The sequence below is a fragment of the Sporosarcina sp. P29 genome (assembly GCF_002743265.1).
GTDB lineage: Bacteria > Bacillota > Bacilli > Bacillales_A > Planococcaceae > Sporosarcina.
This window is the reverse complement of the sequence record NZ_PDYX01000033.1, coordinates 1-15,551: the sequence shown is the minus strand read 5'-3', so window position 1 is coordinate 15,551 and position 15,551 is coordinate 1. Positions and strand designations below refer to the sequence as shown.

The window sequence follows — 15,551 nt, the reverse complement described above, 5'->3', positions numbered from 1 at the left end:
TTGGGGCCTTAGCTCAGCTGGGAGAGCGCCTGCCTTGCACGCAGGAGGTCAACGGTTCGATCCCGTTAGGCTCCACCAATAAATCACATGGCTGACTAATTGCAGCGGCGTAGCTCAGTTGGCTAGAGCATACGGTTCATACCCGTAGGGTCGGGGGTTCAAATCCCTCCGCCGCTATCCTAAGGACCTTTAGCTCAGTTGGTTAGAGCAGACGGCTCATAACCGTCCGGTCGCAGGTTCGAGTCCTGCAAGGTCCACCAGATTATTTAATTCACGGAGGAATACCCAAGCCCGGCTGAAGGGATCGGTCTTGAAAACCGACAGGGGTGTTAAAGCCCGCGGGGGTTCGAATCCCTCTTCCTCCGCCATATTTACTTTAACAATAGCTTTACTTTACTAAGTAGTTATGTTAAGATAATAAAGGCGTTAAGTATTAGAAAAAGAAACATTTGTATTATCGCGGGGTGGAGCAGTGGTAGCTCGTTGGGCTCATAACCCAAAGGTCACAGGTTCAAATCCTGTCCCCGCAACCAATGGTCCCGTGGTGTAGCGGTTAACATGCCTGCCTGTCACGCAGGAGATCGCCGGTTCGATCCCGGTCGGGACCGCCATTTTTATTTAAACAGAAATTAATGTGGCTCAGTAGCTCAGTCGGTAGAGCAAAGGACTGAAAATCCTTGTGTCGGCGGTTCGATTCCGTCCTGAGCCACCATAAATGCGGGTGTAGTTTAGTGGTAAAACCTCAGCCTTCCAAGCTGATGATGGGAGTTCGATTCTCCCCACCCGCTCCAATAGGGGCCTATAGCTCAGCTGGTTAGAGCGCACGCCTGATAAGCGTGAGGTCGGTGGTTCGAGTCCACTTAGGCCCACCATTCCGCAGTAGCTCAGTGGTAGAGCAATCGGCTGTTAACCGATCGGTCGTAAGTTCGAGTCTTACCTGCGGAGCCATTTTTATGGGGAAGTACTCAAGTGGCTCAAGAGGCGCCCCTGCTAAGGGTGTAGATCGCGAAAGCGGTGCGAGGGTTCGAATCCCTCCTTCTCCGCCATATTTTTGGCCCCTTGGTCAAGCGGTTAAGACACCGCCCTTTCACGGCGGTATCACGGGTTCGAATCCCGTAGGGGTCATACATAAAAAAAGGTATTGCACAACTGTGCAATACCTTTTTTCTATTGTTCAATTAAGTTATGTAGAAAGCAACTGAGAGTAATATGAAGGGGATATGCATCGTGTAGAGTTGTGCTACCAATCAATAGTGCCGATATGCGTTCAATTTGTATCTAGCTAGCTTCTACTTTCACTCTTTAAACAGATAGTAAATTTTATGCTAAGTCTTCTGTACTTATGGAACGAAAGTACGTAAAAAAAACAGTACGTCATACAAGGAGTACTTGTATAACGTACTGTTTTAAAATTACTTATCTTCCTCTGCATCAATATAGCTGTCACGTTCTTTATAAGGAATGTCACCCAATGGTGATTCAATACCTTCCTCATCCAATTCATCTTCATATCTGATCGCTTGTTCATTGTGCACAAAGCCGGCTGGTTCACCTGTAATGTCAGATACTGCAAACTCTTCATATTCTTCAACGCTATCTTCATTTTCTTCATCGTACAGATCCCCATAATCCCGATTTTTATTACCTGAGAAGTCTGAAGGAGTTTCAGATGTGCCGGACTGGGCGATTTCTTGAAAGCTATCTTCGTAATCTATTGCGTCTCCTTCTCTTCGTGCTGCAAATGAATTGGGATCTGCCATCTTTAATAAATCATCTTCAACCGGTCGATCAGTCGGAACATCTTTTTGCGCATCTTCAATACACACAGTAGTGTAAGGGATGGCTTCTAAGCGCTCTACTTGTATTTCCTTACCACAGACCTCACATGTACCGTACGTGCCGTCTTTGATAGCTTGTAGTGCGTTCTGGACTTTCTCTAGTTCACCTTCAGCGTGTGTGTGAAGTGCTATGTCCTTTTCACGTTCATATAATTCTGTACCCATGTCAGCGGGGTGATTATCATACATCGATAATTCGCCTACATCATCTTGTGCCGTATTTACAATCTCCGTCTCATTTTCTGTTTCAGTCAAACGATCTTCCATTTCACGTAATTCTTTTTCCAGTTGTTGAATTTTTGAAGTTGTTAACAATATAGTCACGACCCTTTCTATGTGGCTTTCCTAGTTGAACTATGAAGTCCGAGAAAGCTTTCTTATTTCAGTCTTTCCCTGTTTACGAGCTAGGGTAAACCTTTACAACAAAAAAACGTCCACCTTTTTCAGTGTGGACGTTGTTGATACAGTTTATTCAGATGAAGTGGGCAATGAGAATGCCGATACCAAGAAGTAGTCCAAACAACGTATTGGTCACGCCTGTATCCTTCATTGCTGGCATGACTTGAATGGGTTGTTCATACTTGCGGAATGTTTTCGTAGCATGAAGCGGTTTTGGAATGCTCAGTAGTACGAGTAATGCCCATGTAGACACATGTCCAGTCACAACGAGTGCAATAATCCATGCATACGACACGATGAAAAATGTTGCCAATATCGTTACAGCATTTTTTCGTCCTACGAGAATCGCCATAGTCTTTCTGCCGCCCCTAGTATCTTGTACAATATCACGAATATTATTTGCCAACATAATTGCTCCGACTAACAGCATGCTTGGAACAGATAACAAGATCGCATTGCCAGTGACAGTTCCTGTTTGAATGTAGAATGCAATCAAAATTAATAGCATCCCCATGATGAATCCAGAAACCAGCTCGCCGAATGGAGTGTAAGCGATCGGGTAGGGTCCGCCCGTATACAAATAGCCAATTAACATAGCAACGGACCCCACAGCAGCAAGCCACCAGGACGTTTCCATACAAATGTAAATACCTAGAAGTACAGATAAGCCATACAGAATGAGTGCTAAATTTAATACGGTCTTAGGCTGTACGCCATTGCGGACGATTGTCCCGCCAATACCAATTGAGTGTTCATCGTCGAGTCCTCGTTTGAAATCATAGTATTCATTGAACATATTTGTAGCCATCTGCAAAAACAAACTGGCTACAAGCATCGCTAAAAATAATGGAAAATGAAGCGGACCGTATTGTAGCGCAATCATAGTACCTAAAAAGACAGGTGCAAAAGCGGCAGTCAATGTATGTGGGCGTGTCAGTTGCCACCAAACTCGCCAGCCAGTATCGGTTTCTATTGTGTGTTGCACGGGTAATCTCTCCTTATATATGTAGTCATCATCTGATAGTATACAACAAAAACAAGTAGTTAAGTAAGAAGAGACAATCACAAAAGATATTTGTCGAATGCTCTCCTATACAGCGAGACATTATATATTAAGTACAGCGTCCAATGTGCTAGAATAGAGGTACTTATCGTTCAGAGAAATGATGTCCGAACGTAAATTGTCGAAAAACATATAGCATGATGAGAAGGAGAGAGTGGGATGATTCGGAAATTGACCGATCGAGAAAAAATGGTTCCGGCAACAAGCGCTGAATCTCGTTTTTTTACGGAAACATTAGAAGTTGAAACGCTAAGTCCGCTTGCTTTTTTTGAAGCAGGCCTTTCACATTATGGTGAGCATCGTTTCTTCTGGCAGAATGCAGACAAGACGGTAAAACTTGTCGGTTTAGGTCAGGCTACAGTTTTAACAGCGGAGAGGGATCGTTTTCAGTCGATATCTTCACAATGGGCAACTTTATGTGAAGGGTTGATTAAAGAAGAAAAAGATATTGATCCGGTGTTGTTTGGAGGGTTTTCTTTTGATCCTCATACACGCCAAGATGATGAATGGAGTGCTTTTCCAGCCGCTTATTTCACTGTTCCTTTATTCCAACTGAAAATCGAAAAAGGTAAAACGTATGTGTCGATTAACTATATTACAAAAGAACCGCAAGCGGCAGCAGACTTTGAAGCATTGCGTCACGAACGGGACCGTTTGATCCATATTGCACAAGTTGACGAATTCACTTTCCAAGGAAAGCCTGACGTGATCAAACAGACAGAATTGGCTACGGACCGTTATATGGATGCTGTAGAGCACGTGACATCACATATTAAAGCGCAAGAGGCAGAGAAAGTCGTCATTGCACGTAAAATAAAATTGACGTTTGAAGAAGAATTCCAAAAGGCTGCTGCGTTGCATACGATTACGAATGAACAGTCTGCTAGCTATCACTTCGGACTGCAAATTGGCGATGAAATGTTTTTCGGTGCAACACCGGAGAGGCTGGTTGAGATTTATAATGGACATGCATATTCTGCATGTGTAGCGGGTTCTATTGAACGTGGAAAAACGTCTCAAGAAGATCAGCGGCTTGGAGAAGTGTTGTTACGAGATAAGAAAAATCGTGAAGAACATCAGTATGTAGTCGATATGATTACACAAGTCTTTGCGGAATTTTGTACATCCTTACAAGTAAATAAAACACCAAAGCTCTTGAAAGTACGGGATATCCAGCATTTATTCACTCCGGTTGAAGGAGAGCTTGCGAATGACATGGATATATTCCGTCTAGTAGAAGCACTTCATCCGACACCTGCTTTAGGTGGAGTTCCACGTCAGAAGGCGCTTGAAATTATTCGGGAAGAAGAGCAGATGGACCGCGGCTTTTATGCAGGGCCGATTGGATGGGCGGATTCTGCGGGTAATGGAGAATTTGCGGTAGCGATCCGTTCAGGACTTCTAACGGGCAATGATGCCTATTTGTATGCGGGCGGCGGTATTGTAGCCGATTCTACACCAACGGAAGAATATGCGGAAACATGGGTGAAATTCCGTCCTGTGTTGCGCGCGCTCGGAGGCCGTTTACATGAATGATCACGAAGCAGGATTAACGAGTTATGTGCTCCGCTTAACAGATGCGCTTATACGGCAAGGAGCAACCAGGGCGGTTATAAGTCCTGGCTCTAGATCGACTCCTCTTGCGTATGCGTTTACGAACTCTGAAGACATGCAGACTTATATGCATACCGATGAGCGTTCAGCAGCTTTTTACGCACTTGGTTTAGTAAAGGCGACTGGACAACCGGTTGTCTTACTATGTACGTCAGGAACAGCCGCATCGAACTATCACCCTGCAATTACAGAAGCGTTTTATGCAAGACTGCCGTTGATCGTCATAACAGCGGATCGTCCGCATGAATTACGTGAAGTCGGTGCTCCACAGGCAATTGATCAAATTCGCATGTTCGGAGAGCACGTCAAAGATAGCGTCGATTTCCCTGTGCCTGAAAACAGAGAAGACATCTTACGATACATGGAACAACGTGCAGTTAGACTTCTTTCCGTTGCTAAAACTGCACCTCAAGGGCCTGTGCACTTGAATGTGCCATTCCGCGAGCCATTGCTTATTGACTTGGAAGCCACGACGCCTGTCAGTCGATTCCAACAACAGTTAGTAGGGAACTTGGCTGTAACAGAGGAAATGAAAACAGTACTCGAAACGGCCATTACACAATCGAAAAAAGGCATACTCGTGATGGGAGAGCAACCGTCTACTTTAGATAAAGACCGTTTCTGGCAGTTTGCTAGAGCACTTCAATGGCCTGTACTATGTGATCCGTTATCCAATCTACGCTCACAAGTACCGACAGACTGTGACGATCTTTGTATTGATCAATATGATGCGTTGCTAAAAAGTGAAATGTTTGCTGAAAACGTGCGACCTGATTGTGTCATACGATTTGGTCCGCAGCCCACTTCTAAGCCATTACTTTTGTTTTTGAAGAAGACTTGTCCAGAAACGTATATCGTAGTCGATGAATCGCCAAATTATCGTGATCCGATTGGTCTGACTACTCATCACTTGCAAGTGAGTGCAGCGAGTATTTGGCAGCAAGTATCTGTACCACGCGAGCGAACAAAGTATACGAAACAATGGACTAGAGCCAATCAAATTTCTGCAGACGTAATGAATGAAGATCAACATTTCAATCAAGATGAAGGGCACTTCGTTCGTCAATTCATTGCTAATTTACCGGACGGATCCGATGTAGTCTGCAGTAGCAGTATGCCGATTCGGGACTTGGATACGCATTTCAAAAAGACGAACCGTGATATTTCGTTGTTCTGCAATAGGGGAGCAAATGGAATTGACGGAGTTGTCTCGACTGCTCTTGGAATTCAGGAAGGTCGTCAACGCCAAACTTATTTATTGATTGGTGATTTGGCGTTTTTACATGACGTGAACGGATTAATTATTTCCCGTTTACAGCAAACTGATTTGACGATTGTTCTGATTAATAACAATGGTGGCGGGATCTTCTCCTATTTGCCACAAGCTTCTATTGAACATCATTATGAGCAATTATTCGGGACACCAACTAATGTAACATTCGACCATATCGCAGCGATGTATGAAGCGCAATATGATGCAGTAGAAACGACACCAGCATTTGAACAGGCGATGCAAACGGCTAAAACGGCTAATCTACGAATTATTGAAGTAGCAACAGTACGTGCAGACAATGTAGAAGCTCATCGCTCCGTATGGCGGGAAATTGCGAAGAGGGTGGAACGCATTGACGACTGAAATAGTAACAATCAGAGGTATTGATACGCATATTGCAAAGTTCGGGGATGAACGCTTGCCTGCAATTGTTTTGTTGCATGGATTTACAGGTTCGACCGCTACTTGGCAGCAAACGATTGAAGAGCTTACGGTGGATTATTATGTAGTCGCAGTCGATTTAATCGGTCATGGTAAAACGGAAGCGCCTGAAAAGATGAACCGCTATGAGATGGACGAGCAAATTGAAGATTTGAATGAAGTCTTGCAGACGCTTGAAATAACCAAGCCCATTCTACTTGGTTATTCGATGGGAGGACGTGTCGCGCTAGGCTATACGGCAACCTATCCTGACAAAGTGAAAAGTTTAGTACTTGAGAGCAGTTCACCAGGCTTGCGTACGTCTGAACAACAACTTGCACGACGCACAGCAGATGCTGAGCTTGCGGATAAGATAGAACAGCAAGGAATGATTGAATTCGTTGACTTTTGGCAGGAGATTCCGCTGTTTCATTCACAAAAGAAATTGTCTGACTCACAGCAGCAAGCAGTGCGTAAAGAACGCCTCAATCAACGGCCAATTGGTTTAGCAAACAGTTTACGTGGGATTGGAACAGGAAGTCAGCCTTCATACTGGCAGGCGCTAGAGCAACTTTCACTTCCTGTATTATTGCTTACGGGCAGTGAAGACGAGAAATTTGAAATGATTGCGCAAGAAATGATGAAAAGCCTGCCAAATGCGCAACATGAAACGATAAAAGATACGGGGCATGCAATTCACGTGGAAAAACCTCAACAATTTGCTACAATGATAAAGAGCTATCTGAAAACAGTGTAAAAATCGAGGAGGAATTTATTATGACCCGTCAATGGGAAACGCTTCGTACATATGATGATATCAAGTACGAAATGTACAATGGTATCGCAAAAATCACGATCAATCGTCCGGAAGTGCGCAACGCATTCCGTCCGAAAACAGTAATGGAAATGATCGATGCATTTTCACGCGCAAGAGATGATCAGCGAATTGGAGTTATCGTGTTAACAGGTGAAGGAGAGAAAGCTTTCTGTTCAGGAGGCGATCAATCTGTTCGCGGTCACGGTGGATATGTTGGAGACGACGAAATTCCACGCTTGAACGTTTTAGATCTTCAACGTTTGATTCGCGTTATTCCTAAGCCTGTTGTCGCAATGGTTGCAGGATATGCAATCGGTGGCGGTCACGTATTACATGTAGTGTGTGACTTGACGATTGCTGCAGACAATGCACGTTTTGGACAAACAGGACCTACTGTAGGCTCGTTCGACGCAGGATATGGTTCAGGATACCTCGCACGTATTGTTGGTCATAAGAAAGCACGTGAAATCTGGTACCTATGCCGTCAATACGACGCACAGGAAGCACTTGATATGGGCTTAGTTAACACAGTCGTCCCTTATGAGCAGCTAGAAGACGAAACTGTTCAATGGTGTGAAGAAATGCTTGGCAAGAGTCCAACTGCACTTCGCTTCTTGAAAGCAGCAATGAACGCCGATACAGACGGTTTGGCTGGACTTCAGCAATTGGCTGGAGACGCAACATTGCTTTATTACACAACAGATGAAGCGAAAGAAGGACGAGATGCGTTTAAAGAAAAGCGCAAACCAGACTTCGATCAGTTCCCACGATTCCCTTAAACAAATGAAAGCTGCCTAACTTGGGCAGCTTTTTCATTACGTTAATTTTAATTGGAGGAGTTACCTATGATCATTCCAAATTGGCTTGTGCAACGAGCCAAATTGACGCCTGATGCATCAGCTTTAGTGACCGGACAAGGACGATGGTCATACCGTGAATTATATGAACAATCCCTTGAAATCGCACAGCAACTTCATCATCTCGGAGTACAACCTGAGAGTAGGGTAGCGCTGCTCAGTCAGTCCACTGAACAAACGGTACTCTTTATTCATGCATGTTGGTTATTAAGTGTGGAAGTAGTCTGTCTGAATAATCGGCTAACAGAACAGGAATTATGCTGGCAAGTACGTGATTCCGAAGCAAAACTTGTGATTATAGATGATCAAATACAAACACTTCCTAAATTGGATGACATCGAGAACTTATATTATTCGACAGTTCAAAAGTCTGAACAGAAAGAGTTCATTATTCTGGATCAGTGGACTGAAGATCAGACGTTATCGATTATGTATACTTCAGGCACTACAGGGGTTCCTAAAGGAGTTCGACAGACAGCGGGTAATCATACGTCGAGCGCACTTGCCTCTGCTCTGAATCTCGGATTGACCGACCAAGATTCCTGGCTTTGCATGATGCCTTTATTCCATATAAGTGGCCTGTCGATCGTCATTCGTTCTGTAATTTATGGAATGGAAATGCGCTTGTACGAAAAATTTGATGCAAAAGAGGCTGCAGCACAAATCATAGCAGGGCGTGTTACGGCGATGTCCGTCGTTGCGCTGACGTTGGATCAAATTGTTCGTGTAATGGAAGCAACTAATAGTAAAGCACATCCGTTATTTCGCACGATGCTCGTCGGTGGCGGACCAGTGCCGCTCGATTATTTGGAACGCGCAACTGCGTGTGGATTACCGATACTTCAGACATATGGCATGACCGAAACATGTTCGCAAACGACAACACTTGGAAAAGCAGATGCGGCGCGAAAGCTAGGTTCAGCTGGTAAACCGTTATTTTTCAATCAAATTGCCATTAAAGATACCGTTCAACCAAGAGAAGTAGGAGAAGTGCTCATAAAAGGTCCTCACGTAACACCAGGCTACATTGGAAGCCAACGAACACGCAAGGCACTAACCGAGGACGGTTGGCTCGCTACAGGGGATGCAGGCTATCTTGACGAGGAAGGCTATTTATTCATCGTTGATCGACGTGCTGATTTAATTATCTCAGGTGGAGAGAATATTTATCCTGCCGAGATTGAAAATGTATTGCTGGCACATCCTGCTATACGGGAAGCTGGCGTATGTGGTAAAGAAGATATGGAATGGGGGCAAGTACCCGTTGCGTTCCTTGTCGGTTCAGTCAATGAGGAAGAACTAGTGGAATTCTGTTCGGAACGTCTAGCACGTTATAAACTTCCAAAAGAATTTCGATTTGTAGAGCAACTGCCACGTAATGCAGCGAATAAATTGATGCGCTTCGAATTGAAAAAATGGTTATAAAAAAACAGTGGAGTTTTCATCCACTGTTAGTTGCCTAATGCTTTTTTCAGTACTTCCAAATTTTGTTCCATGAGAGTGAAGTACGTTTCTTCTTTTTGAATATCTTCTTCAGTAAGCACACTCAAATTATGCAAAGTGAGCGCTTCGGCATCCAGTTCTTTTTTGATGACTTCAGCCAATTTTGAGCTGACGTTTTGTTCAAATAAAATATACTGGATGTCTTGTTCTTTTGCGTTTTTCACAAGAGAAGCTAATTCTTTTTGTGAAGGTTCATTCTGAGAATCAAGACCAGATACTGCAAGTTGCTGTAACCCGTAAGCATCCGCCAAGTAGCCAAACGCCGCATGGGACACAAAGAATGTTTTGTTTGGTGACGCATCAGCCATAGTCTTAAATCCACGATCCAATTCTTCTAGTTCATCATATAACACATCGAAATTTTTCTTGAATGCCTCTGCATGTTCAGGTAATTCATCGGACAACTCTTGCGTAATTTTCTCCGCAAGCTTGGTGCTTAGGTAAGGTGATATCCAAACATGTGGATCGATGGTATCCTCGTGACCATGATCGTCATGCTTTTCTTCTCCATGTTCGTGTGAATGACCTTCTTCTAATTCCTCGGGATCGATATAATCGGCGATTGGAACAAACTGCACATCTTCATTCTGCAACGTTTTCTCCGTCTTTTGTACAAATCCTTCAAGTCCAAGTCCGATATAGAAGAATAAATCTCCTTTTGCGAGGGCCATCATATCTTTCTGTGTAGGTTCAAACACGTGCTCATCTGTCCCAGGAGGATAGATAGATTTCACGTCAACATACTCTCCACCAATACGTTCAGTGAAGTATTGCAATGGGTAGACTGTCGTATAGACGAGTAATTTATCGGATGAAGAATCATCCGGTTCAGTCGTTGCATTATTGGTACAACCACTTAATACGAGTAACAAAGCGGCACCTAGCAACAGCAAACGATTTTTCATTAGAAAAGCCTCCGTTGCGTAATCGGAATGATTACTATTTAGATTATTTTCTCATCATACAAGATATGATGTATGTTTGCAACCTAGTACTGCTTGTTTTTATTCGGTTTCTTGGGAGGTACAGGATCGAATCCACCTTTGTGAAATGGATGACATTTTAAAATTCGCATGACTGCAAGCCAACTACCTTTAAGTGCCCCGTGTGTTTCAATTGCTTCCACCCCGTAATGTGAACAAGTCGGATGAAATCGGCAAGAGGGTGGTGATAAGGGAGAAATAAATTTCTGGTAGAACCGGATCAGTTGTATAAATACTTTCTTTAGCATATCCATCACCTTCTGACGTAATAAGGTTTAGTTTACCTATAGATGTGGTAAATTAAAAGAGAGAAGCATAATACAATTTAAGAGGAGTGTTTTTTTTATGTCTAAAGAGTTAATTCAGGAACTAAACAAACAAGTATCTACATGGTCGGTGTTGTATGCGAAACTTCATAATTATCACTGGTATGTAAAAGGAAATCAATTCTTCACATTGCATGCTAAATTTGAAGAGTTATACAATGAAGCTACAGCGCATATGGACGAAATTGCAGAACGCGTACTGACATTAGGTGGCGAACCGACTGCAACACTAACACAGCATTTAACTGAATCTGTTGTCGATGAAGCAAAAGGCACAGAAAAATCAAATGAGATGGTACAAACACTAGTAGATGACTTTGATAAGATAATGAAATCATTGAAAAAGGGTATGGAGCTTGCAGCGAAGGATTCGGATGACATGACTGAAGATATGTTAAATGCGGTGCATCAGAGCATTGAGAAGCATCAGTGGATGTTAAATGCGTTTCTCGGTGAAACAAACGAGTAAAACTCTTCATTCATCCAGGAATTAACCGATAGTAAGAAGTGAAAACCAGGAAGGAGTTGAACGATATGGATATCAATTCAATAATGTCCAGCCAGTTGAGAAGCTTGCAATCAACCGTTCAAATGAGCGTCATGAATAAGGCTCTTTCAATGGAGACTTCTGCTATGAATGATATGCTGAACGGCCTTGAAAATCAACCTGTTGCGCATCCGACAAAGGGCGCTTCTATTGATACTAAGGCTTGATTGGCGAACACACATCTCATATGATTAGAGATGTGTGTTTTTTTATGGACGTAAGTAAAGATACTGGTAGAATATGATTAAAACAAGACATAGTAGGAGGTAAACAGAAGATGGCTCAAGGACAGTTTTTGCGAAATTTAATTATCGAAACTCCTTCTAAACCGGGAAATCTCGGCAAGGTAACTATGGCAATCGGTCAGCTGAATGGCGATATTGGGGACATCCAAACGATCAAAGTAGGAACTCTATCCACGATTAGAGAAATCGCGTTACAATGTAATGATCAAAAGCATTTAGCTGAAATCGTCGTGGCGATTGAAAACTTAAAAGAAGGTATTAAAGTTCAAGCTGTTACAGATGATGTTTTGCAAATGCATGAAGGCGGAAAAATTCATATGAAAGCTACACATGAAATCCGCTCTTTGGCAGACTTACGAAGAGTTTATACACCGGGTGTAGCAAGTGTATGCAAAACTATTCAGGAAGATCCAGAACAGGCAAATTACTTCACAGGCATCTCAAATACAGTGGCAATCGTGACAGATGGTACGGCTATTTTAGGACTTGGTAATATTGGTCCTGTAGCTGGAATGCCTGTTATGGAAGGAAAAGCGGTCTTGTTTGATCAGTTCGTTGGTATTAGTGGTATTCCGATTTTACTTGATACGAGTGATCCAGATGAAGTCGTCGAAACGATCAAACATATCCATCAAGGCTTTGGTGCGATCTTACTGGAAGATATCGGATCCCCGCATTGTTTTGAAATCGAAGAACGTTTGAAAAAAGAATTGCCGATACCTGTTATGCATGATGATCAACACGGCACAGCAGTCGTTGCATTGGCGGCAACGCTCACAGCATGCAAACATGTCGGAGTCGAACTGACTAATGCTTCAGTCGGACAAATTGGTCTAGGCGCAGCAGGTTTAGCAATCAGTCGTATGTTTATGGCATATGGTGTAGCAGAAATGAAGGGAACAGATCCCAATCCTCATGCAAAAGAGATGTTAGCAGAGTACGGCGGGACTGTCGTTGAAACAATGGAAGAAATTATGGAGACATGTGATGTAGTCATTGCGACAACTGGTGTAGCTAATTTAATTAAGCCAGAAATGATTCGTAAAGGGCAAATTATCCTGGCTTTATCTAATCCCAACGCAGAAATCACGCCAGAAATTGCATTGGAAGCTGGCGCAGCCTATGCAGCAGATGGCCGTTTAGTCAATAATGTTCTCGGTTTCCCAGGCATCTTCCGTGGCGCACTAAATGCCAATGCGAAATCCATTACGTACCCGATGCTCATCGCTGCCGCTCTGGCGATTGTGGATAGTACGAAGCGGGACGATTTAGTACCACATCCATTAGATCCTAACGTACACATTAACGTAGCGCTTGCAGTTGAAAAAGTAGTGTATGAAGAACAAGATCAAGAAATATAATACGGAGACCTATTGACGATATGCTGTTAATAGGTTTTTTTTATGCAGAATATATTTTTCATAACGAGCCATGCTACGTAAAAAAGAAAGTAGGATGATTATGACAGAAGAAAGATATCCGATGTATATATCACTTAATCACAAATTAGTTCTTACAGATCCTCACTCCTCGACATGGGAATACAAAGTAGAAGTGACCAAAGAAGCATATCCTGTATTCGAAAAACTGTTTTCTCAAATGGAACAATTGGAATTCCAAAATTTTCTCAGATCGCATTTACCGTATATTCCATATCATTATGACAAAGACAACGATAAGGTGGATTTGCGTTTGAAGAAAGTGTTCGCATTGATCCATGAATACACCGACGATGAGTCTAAACGGTTTATCGAACAACTACCGCTATTTCGTTGAATCTTCACTTACCTTTCCGCTACACTAGAGGAAAGGACGTGATCCATATTGCTGAAATTTGAAGATTTACAGGGGGCCAATGTCGAATTGACGTTTGGACCGAATCCACATCATATCGAATCCCGCCATGTGCTCGTTATGATTAAGCACAACGAGCACTGGTTATTAACTAAACATAGAATACGCGGCATTGAATTCCCAGGTGGAAAAGCGGAACTAGGAGAGACCATTGAGCAAGCGGCAATTCGGGAAACAATGGAAGAAACAGGTGTCACTATAGAAAACGTCCATTCATTTGCGGAGTACGTCGTTTTTACAGACCCTCCGTTTTGCAAAGCGGTTTTTACAGGAGATATACTACACATAGAAAAAGACTTTACATTAATGGAAACTGAAGGTGCGGTGTGGATGACAGACGCTGAACTAGATGCCTGTACAGAACTCAGTTTTCACATGAAAGATCGTGGAATGGGTGAACTCAGAAAGTGGGTGGAAGCGAATGATGGAACAAACTGATGGTAATATCATTCGAAGAAGAGACTATCCTTCTCCAAACCCGCATGTTAAGTTGGAGGAAATTACCTACAGTTCTGACGGTTTGTTAGTAAAAGGCCTGTTAGCCACACCAAAAGCAAAAGGACGGTATGATGGATTGCTGTATTTACGAGGTGGCATCCAACATGTGGGGATGGTTAGACCGGGACGTATTGCGCAATTTGCATCTCATGGGCTTGTAGTGTTCGCTCCTTATTATCGCGGCAATCGTGGCGGTGAAGGAAAGGACGAATTTGCTGGAGAGGATCGCAATGATGCAGTGACAGGTGTGGAAGTGCTTAAACAGCAAAGCGCTGTCAATTCAGATCGAATTCATTTATTTTCCTTTTCAAGAGGCGGGATTATGGCATTATGGACAGCCATTATGCGTGATGATTTAACTTCTATGGTGACTTGGGCAGGTGTTTCAGACGTAGTCTTCACGTACAAAGAACGACAGGATATGCGCAGAATGATGAAGCGTGTCATCGGAGGTACACCGAATAATCAACCAGATGCGTATCGTGAGAGAACAGCCTTATTCCGCATGGAGGATATCGATATACCGACACTAATTATCCACGGAACTCTCGATACGAATGTGTCTTTTGAACAGGCGTTATTGCTAGAGAATGCATTGCGTGATGCGAATAAAAAGTTTGAAACTTGGTATTTGGAAGGCTATACGCATTACATTCCTCCTGAAATGAATCGGCGGCTTGTAAAAGATGCAGTGGATTGGATGAAGAGGCAATGAAGAAGACAGGCTAGTTTAAATGTGTTTGATCAGGTATTCAATGACACTTTGCGTACTTTACCCAACCTGGAAACGCGGTTGGCGGAAAGAATAGGCGGCTGCGGTTCTTTTTCACTTTTCGGTGGGGTCGTTGCTCGACTGGTTGTTGGGGACTGAAGTTAGTAAGTGTTCGTTTTCTGGACCCGCGCAGGCACGTGGGGGATTGCCTACAGCCAGGACCAGCTGGCGATAGTACTGCCAGTTGTCTCCCGGCCACGGCCTACCCCGCAGTTGTGCTTGCGCTACTGTGGGGTATTTATTTTGGTTGTGTTTCTAAGAATGATAAATTGCGAACCTTACCCAACCTGCAAATGCGGTTGGAGGAAAGACTATGCGGCTGCGGGTGTTTGTCACTTTTCGGTGGGGGCGTTGCTCGACTGGTGGTTGGGTACTGAAGTTAGTGAGTGTCTGCTTTCTGGACTCGCACAGGCACGTGGGGGATTGCCTCCAGCCAGGAGCCAGCTGGCGGTGGTGCTGCCAGTTGTCTCCTGGCCACGGCCTACCCCGCAGTTGTGCCTGCGCTACTGAGTGGTATTTATTTTGGTTGTGGTTCTAAGAAT

The 15,551-nt window shown here is 43.5% G+C and carries 15 protein-coding genes and 12 tRNA genes; 23 read left to right on the top strand and 4 right to left on the bottom strand.

Annotated elements, in window-relative coordinates; genetic code table 11:
- Nucleotides 1-2 precede the first annotated feature (2 nt).
- The 12 genes from CSV68_RS15875 (at nucleotide 3) to CSV68_RS15820 (ending at nucleotide 1,125) form a co-directional block, all read left to right on the top strand.
- Nucleotides 3-78 (top strand) — tRNA-Ala (locus CSV68_RS15875).
- A gap of 25 nt (nucleotides 79-103) precedes the next feature.
- Nucleotides 104-177, top strand: a tRNA-Met gene (locus CSV68_RS15870).
- Between the two features lie 6 nt (nucleotides 178-183).
- A tRNA-Ile gene (locus CSV68_RS15865) sits at nucleotides 184-260 on the top strand.
- A gap of 15 nt (nucleotides 261-275) precedes the next feature.
- A tRNA-Ser gene (locus CSV68_RS15860) sits at nucleotides 276-368 on the top strand.
- 90 nt (nucleotides 369-458) lie between these two features.
- Nucleotides 459-533: transfer RNA gene (locus CSV68_RS15855), tRNA-Met, on the top strand.
- Nucleotides 534-535: 2 nt separating this feature from the next.
- Nucleotides 536-611: transfer RNA gene (locus tag CSV68_RS15850), tRNA-Asp, on the top strand.
- A 25-nt stretch (nucleotides 612-636) separates the two neighbouring features.
- A tRNA-Phe gene (locus CSV68_RS15845) sits at nucleotides 637-712 on the top strand.
- A gap of 5 nt (nucleotides 713-717) precedes the next feature.
- Nucleotides 718-791: transfer RNA gene (locus CSV68_RS15840), tRNA-Gly, on the top strand.
- Nucleotides 792-795: 4 nt separating this feature from the next.
- Nucleotides 796-872: transfer RNA gene (locus CSV68_RS15835), tRNA-Ile, on the top strand.
- Nucleotide 873: 1 nt separating this feature from the next.
- Nucleotides 874-948, top strand: a tRNA-Asn gene (locus CSV68_RS15830).
- 7 nt (nucleotides 949-955) lie between these two features.
- Nucleotides 956-1,046: transfer RNA gene (locus tag CSV68_RS15825), tRNA-Ser, on the top strand.
- Between the two features lie 7 nt (nucleotides 1,047-1,053).
- Nucleotides 1,054-1,125 (top strand) — tRNA-Glu (locus tag CSV68_RS15820).
- Nucleotides 1,126-1,412: 287 nt separating this feature from the next.
- Here the strand turns inward: CSV68_RS15820 and CSV68_RS15815 are convergent.
- Together CSV68_RS15815 and CSV68_RS15810 are read right to left on the bottom strand one after the other, a co-directional pair.
- Nucleotides 1,413-2,162, bottom strand: coding sequence for a TraR/DksA C4-type zinc finger protein (locus tag CSV68_RS15815; protein ID WP_233190519.1), 750 nt, complete (start codon nucleotides 2,160-2,162; stop codon nucleotides 1,413-1,415).
- Between the two features lie 148 nt (nucleotides 2,163-2,310).
- Complete coding sequence (locus CSV68_RS15810) at nucleotides 2,311-3,222, bottom strand: 1,4-dihydroxy-2-naphthoate polyprenyltransferase (RefSeq protein WP_099635566.1); 912 nt, start codon at nucleotides 3,220-3,222, stop codon at nucleotides 2,311-2,313.
- Between the two features lie 237 nt (nucleotides 3,223-3,459).
- Here CSV68_RS15810 and CSV68_RS15805 point away from each other — a divergent pair, with 237 nt between their 5' ends.
- From CSV68_RS15805 to CSV68_RS15785, 5 genes are all read left to right on the top strand, one after another.
- Nucleotides 3,460-4,836: an isochorismate synthase gene (locus tag CSV68_RS15805; RefSeq protein ID WP_099635565.1), complete on the top strand. Its 1,377-nt coding sequence runs from the start codon at nucleotides 3,460-3,462 to the stop codon at nucleotides 4,834-4,836.
- A complete protein-coding gene (gene menD, locus CSV68_RS15800; RefSeq protein WP_099662615.1) occupies nucleotides 4,829-6,550 on the top strand; it encodes a 2-succinyl-5-enolpyruvyl-6-hydroxy-3-cyclohexene-1-carboxylic-acid synthase in 1,722 nt (573 codons plus the stop codon). Before CSV68_RS15805 ends, menD begins: the two co-directional genes overlap by 8 nt.
- Nucleotides 6,540-7,364 (top strand): 2-succinyl-6-hydroxy-2,4-cyclohexadiene-1-carboxylate synthase, encoded by an 825-nt coding sequence (menH, locus tag CSV68_RS15795; RefSeq protein WP_099635563.1) that lies wholly within the window; start codon nucleotides 6,540-6,542, stop codon nucleotides 7,362-7,364. Before menD ends, menH begins: the two co-directional genes overlap by 11 nt.
- Nucleotides 7,365-7,384: 20 nt before the next feature.
- The gene (gene menB / locus CSV68_RS15790) at nucleotides 7,385-8,203 is read left to right on the top strand and encodes a 1,4-dihydroxy-2-naphthoyl-CoA synthase (RefSeq protein WP_085426764.1); all 819 of its coding nucleotides are present in this window, start codon (nucleotides 7,385-7,387) and stop codon (nucleotides 8,201-8,203) included.
- A 66-nt stretch (nucleotides 8,204-8,269) separates the two neighbouring features.
- Nucleotides 8,270-9,706, top strand: coding sequence for an o-succinylbenzoate--CoA ligase (locus tag CSV68_RS15785; protein ID WP_099635562.1), 1,437 nt, complete (start codon nucleotides 8,270-8,272; stop codon nucleotides 9,704-9,706).
- 26 nt (nucleotides 9,707-9,732) lie between these two features.
- Here CSV68_RS15785 and CSV68_RS15780 read toward each other — a convergent pair whose 3' ends face one another.
- Complete coding sequence (locus CSV68_RS15780) at nucleotides 9,733-10,689, bottom strand: metal ABC transporter solute-binding protein, Zn/Mn family (RefSeq protein WP_099662614.1); 957 nt, start codon at nucleotides 10,687-10,689, stop codon at nucleotides 9,733-9,735.
- A gap of 83 nt (nucleotides 10,690-10,772) precedes the next feature.
- Entirely contained in the window at nucleotides 10,773-11,015 is a 243-nt protein-coding gene (gene yidD / locus CSV68_RS15775) for a membrane protein insertion efficiency factor YidD (RefSeq protein WP_099635560.1), read from the bottom strand.
- A 97-nt stretch (nucleotides 11,016-11,112) separates the two neighbouring features.
- Here yidD and CSV68_RS15770 point away from each other — a divergent pair, with 97 nt between their 5' ends.
- The 6 genes from CSV68_RS15770 (at nucleotide 11,113) to CSV68_RS15745 (ending at nucleotide 14,952) form a co-directional block, all read left to right on the top strand.
- On the top strand, nucleotides 11,113-11,562 hold the full coding sequence (locus tag CSV68_RS15770) for a Dps family protein (protein WP_099635559.1): 450 nt from the start codon (nucleotides 11,113-11,115) through the stop codon (nucleotides 11,560-11,562).
- 65 nt (nucleotides 11,563-11,627) lie between these two features.
- Entirely contained in the window at nucleotides 11,628-11,807 is a 180-nt protein-coding gene (locus tag CSV68_RS15765; protein WP_099662613.1) for a putative motility protein, read from the top strand.
- 110 nt (nucleotides 11,808-11,917) lie between these two features.
- The gene (locus CSV68_RS15760; protein WP_099662612.1) at nucleotides 11,918-13,246 is read left to right on the top strand and encodes an NAD-dependent malic enzyme; all 1,329 of its coding nucleotides are present in this window, start codon (nucleotides 11,918-11,920) and stop codon (nucleotides 13,244-13,246) included.
- A gap of 100 nt (nucleotides 13,247-13,346) precedes the next feature.
- Nucleotides 13,347-13,661 (top strand): transposase, encoded by a 315-nt coding sequence (locus CSV68_RS15755; protein ID WP_233190518.1) that lies wholly within the window; start codon nucleotides 13,347-13,349, stop codon nucleotides 13,659-13,661.
- A 48-nt stretch (nucleotides 13,662-13,709) separates the two neighbouring features.
- Nucleotides 13,710-14,177 (top strand): NUDIX hydrolase, encoded by a 468-nt coding sequence (locus CSV68_RS15750; RefSeq protein ID WP_233192947.1) that lies wholly within the window; start codon nucleotides 13,710-13,712, stop codon nucleotides 14,175-14,177.
- A complete protein-coding gene (locus CSV68_RS15745; RefSeq protein ID WP_099662611.1) occupies nucleotides 14,161-14,952 on the top strand; it encodes an alpha/beta hydrolase family protein in 792 nt (263 codons plus the stop codon). The genes CSV68_RS15750 and CSV68_RS15745 overlap by 17 nt, the downstream gene beginning before the upstream one ends.
- Nucleotides 14,953-15,551: the final 599 nt, after the last annotated feature.

Bases quoted from the DNA above. Each gene is read 5' to 3' on its own strand.
- CSV68_RS15805 (WP_099635565.1), top strand. From the start codon at position 3,460: ATGATTCGGAAATTGACCGATCGAGAAAAAATGGTTCCGGCAACAAGC.
- menD (WP_099662615.1), top strand. From the start codon at position 4,829: ATGAATGATCACGAAGCAGGATTAACGAGTTATGTGCTCCGCTTAACA.
- menB (WP_085426764.1), top strand. From the start codon at position 7,385: ATGACCCGTCAATGGGAAACGCTTCGTACATATGATGATATCAAGTAC.
- CSV68_RS15785 (WP_099635562.1), top strand. From the start codon at position 8,270: ATGATCATTCCAAATTGGCTTGTGCAACGAGCCAAATTGACGCCTGAT.
- CSV68_RS15780 (WP_099662614.1), bottom strand. From the start codon at position 10,689: ATGAAAAATCGTTTGCTGTTGCTAGGTGCCGCTTTGTTACTCGTATTA.
- yidD (WP_099635560.1), bottom strand. From the start codon at position 11,015: ATGCTAAAGAAAGTATTTATACAACTGATCCGGTTCTACCAGAAATTT.
- CSV68_RS15770 (WP_099635559.1), top strand. From the start codon at position 11,113: ATGTCTAAAGAGTTAATTCAGGAACTAAACAAACAAGTATCTACATGG.
- CSV68_RS15765 (WP_099662613.1), top strand. From the start codon at position 11,628: ATGGATATCAATTCAATAATGTCCAGCCAGTTGAGAAGCTTGCAATCA.
- CSV68_RS15760 (WP_099662612.1), top strand. From the start codon at position 11,918: ATGGCTCAAGGACAGTTTTTGCGAAATTTAATTATCGAAACTCCTTCT.
- CSV68_RS15755 (WP_233190518.1), top strand. From the start codon at position 13,347: ATGACAGAAGAAAGATATCCGATGTATATATCACTTAATCACAAATTA.
- CSV68_RS15745 (WP_099662611.1), top strand. From the start codon at position 14,161: ATGATGGAACAAACTGATGGTAATATCATTCGAAGAAGAGACTATCCT.